This window comes from Anaerotaenia torta (assembly GCF_050433395.1).
Lineage (GTDB): Bacteria > Bacillota > Clostridia > Lachnospirales > Lachnospiraceae > Mobilitalea > Mobilitalea torta.
On record NZ_JBNPXH010000001.1, the window covers coordinates 456,881 to 469,603 of the forward strand.

Below are 12,723 nucleotides of genomic sequence, written 5' to 3' on the forward strand. Positions count from 1 at the left end.
TATACCCAGTGCCGAACGTAGTGAGTGCACATCCTGGCACGCAGTGCCAATATCATGGACGCTTGCGGCCGTGATATAATGTCGATAGACATTATACCCAGTGCCGAACGTAGTGAGTGCACATCCTGGCACGCAGTGCCAATATCATGGACGCTTGCGGCCGTGATATAATGTCGATAGACATTATATCCAGTGCCGAACGCAGTGAGTGCACATCCTGGCACGCAGTGCCAATATCATGGACGCTTGCGGCCGTGATATAATGTCGATAGACAAATACAATAGATAAAAGGAGTGGCGGACATGTCAGGCTATCGCTTTGAGGAATTTATGGATATCATCAGAAAGCTGAGAAGTGAGGAGGGATGCCCCTGGGACAGGGAACAGACTCACGAGAGTCTCCGAAACTGTCTGCTGGAGGAATGCTATGAGACCATTGAGGCAATCAATAACAGGGACAATGACAATCTTTGTGAGGAACTGGGAGATGTCCTGCTGCAGGTTGCCCTTCACAGTGTGATCGCGGAAGAGAAGCAGGAATTCACCATAGATCAGGTGATTACCGGAGAAGCCGAGAAGATGATACGCAGGCATCCCCATGTCTTTGGCGGCGCCGTAGCGGAGGATTCGGAAGGAGTACTGAAGAACTGGGAAGAGATCAAAAAGCAGGAGAAGGGATCGGATGATATTGTGAAGGAGCTTCTGGGGGTCCCCAAGGCATTTCCCGCGATGCTCCGGGCGGAGAAAATACAGAAAAAAGCAGCCAAAGCAGGGATGAATCCAGAAGGTTTGGAGCAGGCATTGAAAAGGGTGCAGCAGGGGCTGAAGGAGCTGGAAAAAGGGATAGAATCCGGTAATAATAGTGATTTTCAAGAGGAAATTGGCGAAGTACTGTTCGGAGTTGTTAATTTATCTCGTATTTTACAAATAGATGCAGAAAATTCCTTGACAAATGCCACTAATAAGTTTATAAATAGATTTGTAGATATCTTCGCGCAAGCTTAAGAAGCGAGGGTAGAATCTATACGAGTTCTCATCTGCGGAACAAAATGACTTGCAGAGGGAAGCACAATAATCGTAAGATTTAATAAATGAAATTATCACTTTAGAGGAGGAGTTAATCCATGAACAAAGCAGAATTAGTTGCTGCAATCGCAGAAAAAACGGAATTTTCCAAGAAGGACTCTGAGAAGGCATTAAAGGCTTTCATCGATGTAGTTACAGAGGAATTAACCAAGGGCGAGAAGGTTCAGTTAGTTGGCTTCGGCACTTTTGAAGTATCCGAAAGACCCGCCAGAACCGGCAGAAATCCTTTAACAAAGGAAACCATTGAAATTGCCGCTTCCAAGGCACCGAAGTTTAAAGCTGGCAAGGCTTTAAAGGATGTTATCAACGCATAACAGGCAAAGCAAAAGGGCTGTTTTAAATTCTGGGTCTCTCTGGGGTGTAGGTCTTTAAAACAGCCTTTTTAAATGGATTCTAAAAAGGAAGCTATGAGCCGGCAATTGGCAGGATAAAGTGTCAATTGCTTTTTTTATGCATTCGAAGAATGCATGTACCCTTCGAGGTGCATGCTATGGAGGATCAGGTATGAGACTTGATAAATTTTTGAAGGTGTCCAGGCTGATTAAGCGCCGTACCGTGGCAAATGAAGCCTGTGATGCAGGCAGGGTTACGGTTAACGGTAAGCCTGCCAAGGCCTCGGCAACGGTTAAGACCGGTGATGTGATTGAAATCGGCTTTGGTGAGAAAGCTGTCAAAGTAGAAGTGCTGGACGTGCAGGAAACCGTAAGAAAGGACGATGCAAAGGAGCTTTATAAATACCTGTAGAAAAAACATAAGCAGTTGGCAGCGTCATGATTTATAAAGTCTTCTCATATACTTAAGAAGATATGATATTCTTAAGGATGAGGAGGCTTTTTTTTCTATGGATGACAAGCAACAAATTCTAAAAGGGCACAAATTGAACATCATAGCACGAAAAAACGCGGCAATTACCGGAGTAAATGATGTATTATCCTTTGATGCGGGAGAAGTATTGCTGCAGACGGAACAGGGGATACTGATGATTCGCGGAAGCGAACTGCATGTGAACCGGCTCACCCTGGAGAAGGGAGAGGTTGATATTGACGGCCGCATTGACAGCCTGACCTATTCTGATTCCACCAATGGAGGGAAGTCTTCAGAATCCCTGTTTGGAAGACTTTTCAAGTAGGAGGCATCTATGAATCCGGCAATCACCGTTGAACTGCAATTCTTTCTGATCTCTGTTCTGTGGGGGGGAATACTCTTATTAATTTATGATATACTAAGGATATTAAGAAGGCTGGTAAAGCACGGGGCTTTTTTGGTTGCGCTTCAGGATCTGATTTTCTGGATTGGAGCCAGTATATTCATATTTTCCATGATTTATCGGGAGAACAACGGAATTATTCGCGGGTATTCCATCCTGGGAATGATGCTGGGCTCCATACTTTATCATTTTGCTGTCAGCGACTTTGTTGTCGAACTCATAACAAAGCTGCTCAAAACTCTGCTGCAGCCCTTCCAGGCCGCCGTAAAACAGACGGTTCGGCTTGTTAAAATGCTGCTGTCCGCAAGCAGAAAAAAATATAATAGGTTAATATTACGATTGAAAAAATGGCGGATATCGGTTAAAATAAAGCAAGAGAAGGCAAAACGTGAAAAAGCCGAGAAAGTAGAGAAAATAGAGAAACAAAAATTAGAGAAACAGAGATTAGAGAAACAGAAATTAGAGAAACAGAAATTAGAGAAACAGAGATTAGAAAAACAGAGATTAGAAAAGAAGAAATTGGTGAACAGGAAAGCAGAAAATAAAAGAGCAGGGAATAAAACAATAGAGAACAGACGGCTGGGTGCATCGGGAAATAGAGAAGCCAGGTAATGATACACGGGAATTATGAGATCGAAGCAGAAAGAAGCGAAGAGTAGGAGATCAGGCCGCAAAAGAGCGGCAGATTAAGAAGTCCGGAGCATAAGACAGAGAAATGGATCGGAAGCTCAGAAAAATATGCCCGCAATAAGATGGGCATCGGCAGGAGATGGGATGAAATGAGAAGAAGAAAAAAAAAGGGGACAGGCATAGGTGTGATAGCATTTGTTGTGCTGATACTATGCGCAATTGTATCCTATCGGAGAATAGGCCTGGGACAGGAACGGGAAGCGGCGGAGCTGAAGCTGAACCGGCTGGAAGCGCAGAAGAGGGAAGCTTTGGAGCGCAAGGAAGAGATTGCGGAGTATAAGGCATATACGAAGACGGATAAGTACATCGAGGAGATGGCCAGGGAGAAGCTGGGGCTTGTCTATGAGGATGAGATTCTTTTTGAAGCAGAGAAATAAATGGTTGACAACCACTATAAAAGCAGTTATAATTAATTTCGTTGTCTTGGCGAAGTAGCTCAGTTGGCGAGAGCATGCGGTTCATACCCGCAGTGTCGGCGGTTCAAATCCGTCCTTCGCTATTTTTTAATGCAGAAAATGAACTTCAGACTATTTTACAGTTGGTGCCGCTGAAGAAGTTATTATCAGGGAGTTGTGAAAACAACTCTCTTTTTTCGTATAGGAAAGTTTGTCCTATACGATAAAATGCCCCGCAGGATGCACATGCCGCGCAAAATGCACATTCTGTGCATAGGTAGATGTTGTCTGGAGGCAACCGCGCGGCAGCGCAAGAGTCAGCAATCGGACTCTTTATTTTGAATATAAAACCGGGCAGCTTGCTGTCATCTTATCATGGTCTTAATCTGAATTAACCGCCTGCATTCGAGAATATCACCCATTTAGTGGAAATCTTGTCAAAAAGTTTTTTAAACCGATGAAGCTCTTTTGACAAAGATTTCAAAATCTCCTGCCTATAATTACAGCACGATTATCATCTTGAGGACTGGAAAGGGAGTTGGAGAAGACTATGAAAAGAAAAAAGTTACTAATTCATCTGATCGGTATCCTGGTTGCAAGAGCAGCCTTTTATTCTATGAATCCATTGGCAGTCGGTTATTTTACCGCGGCATATCTTGCGGGGACCGGAGGGGGCTGGGCGCTGGCCGTAGCGTTATTCGGTATCCTGACCAGCCTGGGGACAGCCGGAATATTGAAGTATTCCCTAACCCTGGTCACCGCTTTAGTTATTATGGAGACGCCACTGTTCAAGGACAGGAGCAGCTCCAAGACCATTCTTCATCTGATTCCCTGTGTCTGTCTGACCCTCTTCTCCTTGATGGAGGTTGCCTCAGAGGGATCGGTCAGCCGTTATGTTATCATGGCAGTATTGGAAGGTCTGATTGCTTTTATCTCTGCGGGAATATTCCGTCAGGGAATTGATTATCTGCTGGAAGCACGGAAGGGAACCCGAATGAATAATGAGCAAATGGTAAGCATGGCATTGACTATCGCCGTATTATTGTATGCAATTCCCGATCTGGGCATAGAGTACCTGGCACCGGCCCATACAGCGGCATATTTTCTGGTTCTGTACTTCACTTACAAATACGGCGCCGGACAGGGTACCATAACAGCGGCCCTTTGCGGCTTTGCACTGAGCCTGCGGGGAGCCTCCGCTGCGGATATCGGAATGTTCACCATGATGAGCATCCTTACGGCGGTCTTTCGCGAGATGGGGCGGTTTTCCTGCGGTGCGGTCTATATGATTATCGCCTTTGCCACCGGGATTGTGAATGAGAAAATGGTGATGGGGCCGAAGGAGATGGGGGCGCTGCTGTCGGCGGTCCTGGTATTTCTTCTGCTGCCGGGCAGCATGATTTACCGCGTTGATGCGGCGGGCGGAACCGGGCGTCAGGAACAGCTTGCCGCTCAAAATTTAAAAAAAATAGCCAGGCTGAGGATGAAGATTTTTGCCGAATCCTTTTTGAAGCTGTCCAAGACCCTGGATACCATTACAGAGAAGCAGACTAGGCTGAAGCAAAAGGAAATCAACCATATTTTTGAGGAAATCTCCGAAAAGCTGTGCCGGAACTGTGAACAGTGCACCTCCTGCTGGGAAAGCAGCTTTCAGGAGACTTATCAGGCTGCCAGTATGATGTTTGAGGTTGCGGAAAGGAAGGGGAAAATCACGAAGGAGGATATCCCCATGCATTTTCTGGACAGCTGCATCAGTGTGGAGGATTTTATAACAGAGACCAACCGGGGGTTTGAGATTGCCAAGCTGAACCAGATCTGGCAGAGCAGGATATCGGAGAGCAGGGAAGTGATCGCGGAGCAGCTTCGGGAGGTATCCGGGGTGATACAGGAGATTACCGGGGAGATCTATGAGGCGGATCAAGTGTTCCGGGCGGAGGAGGAACGGGTGGCCCACAGGCTGAAATCGGAGCATATTATGGTGAAGGAGATCACGGTACTGGAACGGGAGGACAGGCGTAAGGAAGTGTATCTGACGGCCGCATGCAGGGGAGGAAGATGCATTACGGCGAAAGAGGCCTCCGGGTATGTCTCGGAGGCTCTGGGCATCCGTGTGAAGGCATCCGAAGCCTCCAAGTCCGTCATAGCCAAGGATTATGACAGTTACTGCTTTCTGGAGGATACCAAGTTCAAAGTGCTGACGGGCGTTGCCAGAGCCATGAAGGAAAATGTATCCGGGGATAATTTCTCTATTCTTCGCCTGGAGAACGGGGAGTTTATGATCGCCCTGTCCGACGGTATGGGAACCGGAAAGGAGGCGGGGGAGGAAAGCGAGACGGTGATGTCACTTTTGGAACAGATGATTGAGGCAGGCTTTAAAGCGGAAACTGCCATTAAGCTCATTAACTCCAGTCTGGTGCTGAAATCCGACAAGCAGACTTTTTCCACCATTGATATGAGTATCATCAATCTCTTTACCGGTATGTGTGAATTTATCAAAATCGGAGCTGCCGCCACCTTTATCAAGAGGGGGGACTGGGTTGAGACGATTGCATCCACAACCCTGCCCATAGGAATGTTCGGTAATGTGGACTATGATACCGTAACAAAGAAATTGTATGAGGGGGATATTGTTGTGCTGGTGACGGACGGCGTGCTGGACTGCATTCCCGGAGAGAATAAGGAAGCCTTTCTGGAGCAGCTGCTGCTGGAGATAAAGAGCAAGAACCCCCAGGAGATAGCAAACCGTGTTCTGGAACGGACCCTGTCCCAGAGCAATTATGTGCCCATGGATGATATGACGGTAATAACCGCGGGAATATGGATGAAATAAAAGGAATTTGAAAATATTGCATTGAAATATAAGAGCAAAAGGGGTAGAATGCTATTATCGCAGATTTGAACAGCGCGGACCGGCAGAAATACCAGGCCGGGGAATATGATGAGTATCATGGGACAGGAACAGATGCTGCAAGAAGTAAGATCTTTTATAACAGAGAATAAGATGCTTAAGAGAGGGGATAGGATTGTCCTTGGGGTATCCGGAGGCGCCGATTCTATCTGTCTTTTGCATGTTCTGGAATGCCTTCGGAGTGAATATGAGCTGACGCTGGTGATCGTGCATATAAACCATGGGATTCGCGGAGACGAAGCGGAGCGGGATGAAAGCTATGTCAGAGAGCTGTGCGGGAAGGAAGAGCTTCCCTTTCTGAGTTTTCATTGCGATGTGCGGGCTCTGGCGGACCGGGAGGGCATGAGTGAGGAAGAGGCCGGACGAAAGTTCCGATATGACACATTTTTGCAGGTTTGTAAAACTTACGGGTGTAATAAGATCGCAATTGCGCATAATAAAAACGATCATGCCGAAACCGTGCTTTTTCATTTGTTTCGGGGATCCGGCCTTCGCGGCCTGACCGGAATCGATGCGGTAAGGGCTTTTCCCGGAGATTTTAGTGATATTATTTTAATCAGGCCGCTGCTGGGTGTTACACGATCGGAGATCGAGGCATATCTTGGCAGGGAGGGGATCGGGTATCTTACGGACTCCACCAATCTGACAGAGGATTACAGCAGAAATAAGATCCGGCACAGAATTCTTGCCTATGCTTCCAGGGAGATTAATTCCCGAAGCATTGATCATATTGCCGAGGCGGCGGGAACGCTGCGGGAAATTGAGGACTTTATAAGGGGCAATATCCGGCGGCGCTGTGAGGCCCTGCTGCGGAGAGAAGAAGCCGGCTGCAGGATAGGCATCCGGGAGCTGGGCGGCGAGCATATTGTAATTCAAAAGGGCATCATCCGGCTGATTCTGGAGGAATTGTCAGGCGGCGGGAAGGATCTGGAGGCGAAGCATGTGGAGGCGGTGCTGTCCTTGCTGGAGAAGGAGAGCGGAAAGCAGGTGCATCTGCCCGGAGGGCTTACAGCCAGACAGGAATACGGTGATATCGTAATACAGAAGCCGGCCCAGAAACAGACCGGAGGAAATTTTGCGGAAAACGGCTTGCAGGAATCCTTCCAACCCGTTAAGATTAAGATACCGGGAAGAACAGAGGTCCTGCCGGGTGCAAAGTTAGTGGAGGCGGAGCTGATCCGCAGTAAAAATAACCAGCTTATTCCGAAAAGTAGTTGTACGAAATGGTTCGATTATGATAAAATAGAAAATGCTGTTGAAATCAGAACAAGAAGAGAAGGGGATTACCTTCAGATTAACGCTTCAGGCGGCAGCAAGAAGCTGAAGGATTATTTTATCGATCATAAGGTTCCCCGCAGGCTCAGAGACAGCAGACTTCTCGTTGCCGACGGCAGCCATATCATGTGGATTACCGGCAGGGAAGACCGGATGAGTGAAAGATATAAGGTGGATGAAACAACAACAAGGATACTGGTGATAAAAATGTTTGATATGGAGGAGAAGCAGTATGGAGCATACGATAAGGACAATGATAACGGAGGAACAGATCAGTAAGAGGATACGGGAGCTTGCCGAGGAGATCAGCAGGGATTATAAAGGGGAAACGGTTCACCTCATCTCGATTTTGAAGGGCAGCGTATTCTTCAGCTGTGATTTGGCAAAACGCCTTACGCTTCCGGTTACCATGGATTTTATGTCCGTATCAAGCTACGGAAGCGAAACGGTCAGCTCAGGGAGAGTCCGTATTCTGAAGGATCTGGATGAATCCATTGAGGGAAGGAACGTACTTATTGTGGAGGATATTATTGATTCCGGACATACGCTGGCTCATCTGAAGAATCTTCTTGGGGCCAGGGCACCCAAGAGTCTGGAGATCTGCACCCTGCTGGATAAGCCGGACAGAAGGGTTACGGATGTGGATGTGAAATATGTCGGCTTTGTAATTCCCGATGAATTTGTATTGGGCTATGGTCTGGATTATGATCAGTTCTATCGGAACCTACCCTATGTAGGTGTGGTTGAGAATGAATAAAAAAGAATTCTAATGACAGGAGGGGCTTCCTCTTCTGCCAGTATAGTGATAAAGGAGGTTGTTTAGTGAGAAAACAGATGAAGGGATACGGCTGGTACATTATCATTCTGCTGATTGTGATTGCTACGTTTTATATCTCGAATCATCTTGAATTAAATAGTCAGGATGAATACAGCAAAACACAATTTGTGAAGGATATAGAGAACAGCCAGGTGAAATCCATTGAGATCTATCCCAATGAAACGGCGCACATTGGAGATGTTACCGCTGTCCTGAAGAGTGGAAAGAGCGTTAGTTTTCATGTGCTTGATATCCGGGAGATTGAGACACTTGCCGAAGAAGCCGGGGTGGACACGGCGATTCATACCATCTCCAAGCCAAGCTGGTTTCTGACATCGGTATTGCCATATATCCTGGTATTTATTATTATCATCGTATTATTTTCCTTTTTATCCAATCAGGCATCGGTAGGCGGAGGAAACAGCAAGGTGATGAACTTTGGCAAAAGCCGCGCCAAGATGACCACGGAGGAGAATAAGCATACGACGTTTAAGAATGTAGCAGGTTTGGAGGAGGAAAAGGATGAGCTGAAGGAAATCGTTGATTTCCTGAAATCACCTAAGAAATATATCCAGGTTGGAGCCCGCATCCCCAAGGGAGTATTGCTGGTGGGACCTCCCGGAACCGGTAAGACCCTGCTGGCAAAGGCTGTTGCGGGAGAGGCGGGAGTTCCTTTCTTCTCCATCTCCGGCTCCGACTTCGTAGAAATGTTCGTCGGTGTGGGTGCTTCCCGTGTAAGGGATTTATTTGAGGACGCCAAGAAGAATTCCCCCTGTATCGTATTTATCGATGAGATTGATGCGGTTGCCAGACGCAGAGGAACCGGTATGGGCGGCGGTCATGATGAGAGAGAGCAGACCTTGAACCAGCTGCTGGTGGAAATGGACGGCTTTGGGGTAAATGAAGGCATCATTGTCATGGCGGCAACAAACCGTGTGGATATTCTGGATCCCGCCATCCTTCGTCCCGGACGCTTTGACCGTAAGGTTACCGTAGGCCGCCCGGATGTGAAGGGAAGAGAAGAGATCCTTCAGGTTCATGCCAAAGGAAAGCCTCTGGGTGACGATGTGGATCTGAAGCAGGTGGCCCAGACCACAGCCGGCTTCACCGGCGCGGATCTGGAGAATCTAATGAATGAATCCGCTATCAGCGCCGCCAGAGACAACAGGAACTATATCACCGGCGAGGATATTAAGAAATCCTTTATTAAAGTGGGAATTGGCACGGAGAAGAAGAGCAAGGTGATCACCGAGAAGGAGAAGCGGATCACCGCGTTCCACGAAGCGGGTCACGCGATTCTGTTCCATATCCTGCCGGATGTGGGGCCGGTTTACACCGTATCCATTATCCCCACCGGAAACGGAGCGGCGGGCTTTACCATGCCTCTCCCGGAAAGAGATGAGATGTTTAATACCAGGGGCAGAATGCGTCAGGAGATCATTGTGGATCTGGCCGGCAGGGCTGCGGAGGAACTGGTATTTGATGATATTACTACCGGGGCTTCCCAGGATATTAAGGTTGCCACCAAGACCGCGAGAGCCATGATTACCCGTTATGGTTTCTCTGATGCCATCGGAATGGTGAACTACGATTCCGATGATGATGAAGTGTTTATCGGAAGAGACCTGGCGCATACCAGAAGCTATAGTGAGAATATTGCTAACCGGATTGATGATGAGGTGAAATCCATCATTGATGACTGTTACAGGGAAGCAAAGCGCGTCTTGACAGAGTACCGGGATATACTGGATGCCTGTGCGGATCTTCTGATGGAAAAAGAGCGGATTACCAGAGAAGAGTTTGAGGCTTTATTCGATGCAAGGAAGGTGTCGGAAAGCACAGAGGCGTAAGAAGGAGCGTGAATACGGATTTGTGCATAATGACGAAAAAATCATTGGAAATTTGTAATGTTTGTGCAGACTTATTTTGAATGTCATGCTATACTATGTTTGTAAACCCCAATACATTATATAGTTTTTGCTACACCCCCCATAAGTAACAAAAATACCTTCTCCGAAAAAGGACAGTCCCATAACTGTCCTTTTTTACTGTCCAAAAATAAATTTTACCGTTTTCTGCACTGCGAGTTTTTCCCAGAGCGATAAATCGAGATAATTTTGCAGGATTCTGCATATACTGAACCGGAAGGATGGATAAAAAACAGTATTATAAAAACAGTACTGCCATGAACAGTGCTGTTATGGAGGGAGCTATGCTGTTAACTTACAATCGCTTTTTGAAATATACTTTTTTATTCCTGACCGGAGGCTTTCTCTATGGAGGAATTGAAATTATAAGCCGGGGTTATTCCCATGTCTCCATGCTGGTGGCGGGAGGAATCTGCTTTGTGCTAATCGGTTCTTTGAATGAGGTTTATTCCTGGAAGATGTCCATTGTCAGCCAGATGGCCATTTCTGCACTGATTATTACCGCCGTCGAGCTGGTGGTGGGAGTTGTGGTTAACCTGTGGCTGAAGCTGGGGGTATGGGATTATTCCCGGCAGCCTTATAATTTTCTCGGGCAAATCTGCCTTCTGTATACCAATCTCTGGTTCCTGCTGTCCCTGCCTGCCATTGTGCTGGATGATTATCTCCGGTATCTGCTGATGAAGGAGGAGAAGCCCCGTTATAAATTCCTCTAGGGAATCAGCACACAATACTTGTCCAGCAGTGCAACCGGATGATAGGACAGCTTGGAGGTCCGCAGACCGGGATCTCCCACATCCTCCTCCCGGTTAATATATTGGATGCCGTAGGTATTGCGCATATCGCCGGAGAATTCCTTAACAATCATCTGATAGGAGCCGGGGTAGTCCCGGTTGGCCTTCTCGATATGGCAGTACAGGGTATCGTTAATGATCTCGCCGATGGCTATGGCAACAATCGCCCCGTCAACCTGGATGTAGGCGCCCGGAAGGCCGAACTGCTCCAGGCGGGGGATGAGCTCCAGAGCATGGGCCAGCTCTTCCTGGGCCAGGGAGGCTTCTTTTCCGTGATTTTTCTCATAATCCATCAAAAAATCAATTATTTTTGGGAGGTTCTGCGGCGTGATCCGGTGGTAGGAGTAATCCGGATACAGCTTCTTGAATTTGTTAATGTGATTCCGCTGACCGCTGAATTTCCTTCCGGCCATATCGGCCAGATCCTCCGCGCGGTAGAGATAATCTGCCCAGTCACGGTTGGAAGAACAGGGCTGTATGCCGCCGAATTCCTTCACCAGAATGGAAACGGCTTCCTCGGGAAGCGTACAGAACCACATGGGGAGATCCTGTTCCCGGCAGTATTCCTTAATGGCCTCCATTGCCTTTAGCAGGGAGCCGCCGCCCACGGGAAGGGTAAAGGAGGTCCGGTTTAAAAACTTCACCTTATATAAAATCATATCATCAAAAACTGTAAAACTGGTCTGATAAAAGCTTCGCCACATATACATGGCGCCTATGGTATAGTCGCTGGTACGGCTGATTTTATACTTGAAATACTCCGCTGCTTTACAAATATTATCAGCAGTAATGGGATCAAATGTTAGCATAAAAGTCTCCTGAGTCTATTGAATACAATAAAGAATTACGCTGCCGGCAGCGTATGTCTTTATTTATATCATATTATGTCGAAACTGTCCATATGGCACCGATAGAGTGTTTTTGTTATTGTGCCGCGGTTTATGCTGTTTTATCCATTTTGTCCCCTTTGTTCTAATAGTTCATCGTAAGTGGTATGCAGGGCATCCTTAATTGCTCTTAGCTGAGAGGCGTAGATATGCTGTATTCCCCGCTCTATTTTTACCAGAGATTCGCGTGTGATAGAAATGCCCTGTAAATCCAGCAGGCGGACCAGTTCAGTCTGACCTATCTTCTTTGCGATTCTAATTTCACGTATGTTTTTGCCAATAAAAATGGAAGAGTCTGTTTTTATCTTTTGTTCGTTCATACAAAAATCCTTTCAAAAGGTATGGACTTATTCTAGTCCTTTTGTGCTTTATTTTAATGGTATTTCTTGCTATAATGGGACTAATACAGGTCCATTTTTTCAAGGACAACCATACCAGGGATTAAGATGCCGGGCGAATCAAGGCTGCGATTCAGGCATCTAAACCGTACATATCGGAGGAATGAATATGAGCATGAGGAACATCTATCGAGAGATTGCGAGAAAAAATGGAGTTACGGTTGAGGAAGTAAAGCGGGAGATGCAGGAGGCAATCAATGCGGCCTACAGAATGACACCGGTGGACAGCATTACCCGGGAGTACCAGGACAGGGTTCCGCGGGTAGGGGAAGTGCCTACGGCGGAGGAGTTCATCCGATATGCAGCAAAAGAGGTTGGCCGCAGAAAAAAATAGTAATACC

At 47.0% G+C, this 12,723-nt stretch carries 14 protein-coding genes and 1 tRNA gene; 13 read left to right on the forward strand and 2 right to left on the reverse strand.

Annotated features, from left to right (window positions below; all coding sequences use genetic code 11):
* The first annotated feature begins 303 nt into the window (after nucleotides 1-303).
* The 12 genes from mazG (at nucleotide 304) to HNQ56_RS02030 (ending at nucleotide 11,019) form a co-directional block, all read left to right on the forward strand.
* A complete protein-coding gene (gene mazG / locus HNQ56_RS01975) occupies nucleotides 304-1,005 on the forward strand; it encodes a nucleoside triphosphate pyrophosphohydrolase (RefSeq protein ID WP_429142233.1) in 702 nt (233 codons plus the stop codon).
* A 119-nt stretch (nucleotides 1,006-1,124) separates the two neighbouring features.
* Nucleotides 1,125-1,400, forward strand: coding sequence for an HU family DNA-binding protein (locus tag HNQ56_RS01980; RefSeq protein ID WP_429142235.1), 276 nt, complete (start codon nucleotides 1,125-1,127; stop codon nucleotides 1,398-1,400).
* A gap of 190 nt (nucleotides 1,401-1,590) precedes the next feature.
* A complete protein-coding gene (locus HNQ56_RS01985; protein WP_429142237.1) occupies nucleotides 1,591-1,830 on the forward strand; it encodes an RNA-binding S4 domain-containing protein in 240 nt (79 codons plus the stop codon).
* 97 nt (nucleotides 1,831-1,927) lie between these two features.
* Complete coding sequence (yabP, locus tag HNQ56_RS01990) at nucleotides 1,928-2,215, forward strand: sporulation protein YabP (RefSeq protein ID WP_429142239.1); 288 nt, start codon at nucleotides 1,928-1,930, stop codon at nucleotides 2,213-2,215.
* 9 nt (nucleotides 2,216-2,224) lie between these two features.
* Complete coding sequence (yabQ, locus tag HNQ56_RS01995) at nucleotides 2,225-2,905, forward strand: spore cortex biosynthesis protein YabQ (protein WP_429142241.1); 681 nt, start codon at nucleotides 2,225-2,227, stop codon at nucleotides 2,903-2,905.
* A 167-nt stretch (nucleotides 2,906-3,072) separates the two neighbouring features.
* Complete coding sequence (locus tag HNQ56_RS02000; RefSeq protein ID WP_429142243.1) at nucleotides 3,073-3,360, forward strand: FtsB family cell division protein; 288 nt, start codon at nucleotides 3,073-3,075, stop codon at nucleotides 3,358-3,360.
* A gap of 48 nt (nucleotides 3,361-3,408) precedes the next feature.
* Nucleotides 3,409-3,482, forward strand: a tRNA-Met gene (locus tag HNQ56_RS02005).
* A gap of 434 nt (nucleotides 3,483-3,916) precedes the next feature.
* Nucleotides 3,917-6,208, forward strand: coding sequence for a stage II sporulation protein E (gene spoIIE / locus HNQ56_RS02010; RefSeq protein WP_429142245.1), 2,292 nt, complete (start codon nucleotides 3,917-3,919; stop codon nucleotides 6,206-6,208).
* Between the two features lie 105 nt (nucleotides 6,209-6,313).
* A complete protein-coding gene (tilS, locus tag HNQ56_RS02015; RefSeq protein WP_429142247.1) occupies nucleotides 6,314-7,840 on the forward strand; it encodes a tRNA lysidine(34) synthetase TilS in 1,527 nt (508 codons plus the stop codon).
* On the forward strand, nucleotides 7,794-8,318 hold the full coding sequence (gene hpt / locus HNQ56_RS02020; protein WP_429142249.1) for a hypoxanthine phosphoribosyltransferase: 525 nt from the start codon (nucleotides 7,794-7,796) through the stop codon (nucleotides 8,316-8,318). Before tilS ends, hpt begins: the two co-directional genes overlap by 47 nt.
* A 77-nt stretch (nucleotides 8,319-8,395) precedes the next feature.
* Entirely contained in the window at nucleotides 8,396-10,228 is a 1,833-nt protein-coding gene (gene ftsH, locus HNQ56_RS02025) for an ATP-dependent zinc metalloprotease FtsH (RefSeq protein WP_429142996.1), read from the forward strand.
* 299 nt (nucleotides 10,229-10,527) lie between these two features.
* Complete coding sequence (locus HNQ56_RS02030; protein WP_429142251.1) at nucleotides 10,528-11,019, forward strand: putative ABC transporter permease; 492 nt, start codon at nucleotides 10,528-10,530, stop codon at nucleotides 11,017-11,019.
* Here the strand turns inward: HNQ56_RS02030 and HNQ56_RS02035 are convergent.
* Both HNQ56_RS02035 and HNQ56_RS02040 read right to left on the reverse strand, forming a co-directional pair.
* Nucleotides 11,016-11,906, reverse strand: coding sequence for a DUF2156 domain-containing protein (locus tag HNQ56_RS02035; protein WP_429142253.1), 891 nt, complete (start codon nucleotides 11,904-11,906; stop codon nucleotides 11,016-11,018). The genes HNQ56_RS02030 and HNQ56_RS02035 overlap by 4 nt on opposite strands.
* A gap of 140 nt (nucleotides 11,907-12,046) precedes the next feature.
* Entirely contained in the window at nucleotides 12,047-12,304 is a 258-nt protein-coding gene (locus tag HNQ56_RS02040; protein WP_429142255.1) for a helix-turn-helix domain-containing protein, read from the reverse strand.
* 187 nt (nucleotides 12,305-12,491) lie between these two features.
* Between HNQ56_RS02040 and HNQ56_RS02045 the strand changes: the two genes are divergently transcribed.
* On the forward strand, nucleotides 12,492-12,716 hold the full coding sequence (locus HNQ56_RS02045; protein ID WP_429142257.1) for a sporulation initiation factor Spo0A C-terminal domain-containing protein: 225 nt from the start codon (nucleotides 12,492-12,494) through the stop codon (nucleotides 12,714-12,716).
* The last annotated feature ends 7 nt before the right edge of the window (nucleotides 12,717-12,723 follow it).

What these genes read in the sequence shown, in the direction of transcription:
- mazG (WP_429142233.1), top strand. Translation starts at nt 304, where the DNA reads ATGTCAGGCTATCGCTTTGAGGAATTTATGGATATCATCAGAAAGCTG.
- HNQ56_RS01980 (WP_429142235.1), top strand. Translation starts at nt 1,125, where the DNA reads ATGAACAAAGCAGAATTAGTTGCTGCAATCGCAGAAAAAACGGAATTT.
- HNQ56_RS01985 (WP_429142237.1), top strand. Translation starts at nt 1,591, where the DNA reads ATGAGACTTGATAAATTTTTGAAGGTGTCCAGGCTGATTAAGCGCCGT.
- yabP (WP_429142239.1), top strand. Translation starts at nt 1,928, where the DNA reads ATGGATGACAAGCAACAAATTCTAAAAGGGCACAAATTGAACATCATA.
- yabQ (WP_429142241.1), top strand. Translation starts at nt 2,225, where the DNA reads ATGAATCCGGCAATCACCGTTGAACTGCAATTCTTTCTGATCTCTGTT.
- HNQ56_RS02000 (WP_429142243.1), top strand. Translation starts at nt 3,073, where the DNA reads ATGAGAAGAAGAAAAAAAAAGGGGACAGGCATAGGTGTGATAGCATTT.
- tilS (WP_429142247.1), top strand. Translation starts at nt 6,314, where the DNA reads ATGATGAGTATCATGGGACAGGAACAGATGCTGCAAGAAGTAAGATCT.
- hpt (WP_429142249.1), top strand. Translation starts at nt 7,794, where the DNA reads ATGGAGCATACGATAAGGACAATGATAACGGAGGAACAGATCAGTAAG.
- ftsH (WP_429142996.1), top strand. Translation starts at nt 8,396, where the DNA reads ATGAAGGGATACGGCTGGTACATTATCATTCTGCTGATTGTGATTGCT.
- HNQ56_RS02030 (WP_429142251.1), top strand. Translation starts at nt 10,528, where the DNA reads ATGGATAAAAAACAGTATTATAAAAACAGTACTGCCATGAACAGTGCT.
- HNQ56_RS02035 (WP_429142253.1), bottom strand. Translation starts at nt 11,906, where the DNA reads ATGCTAACATTTGATCCCATTACTGCTGATAATATTTGTAAAGCAGCG.
- HNQ56_RS02040 (WP_429142255.1), bottom strand. Translation starts at nt 12,304, where the DNA reads ATGAACGAACAAAAGATAAAAACAGACTCTTCCATTTTTATTGGCAAA.
- HNQ56_RS02045 (WP_429142257.1), top strand. Translation starts at nt 12,492, where the DNA reads ATGAGCATGAGGAACATCTATCGAGAGATTGCGAGAAAAAATGGAGTT.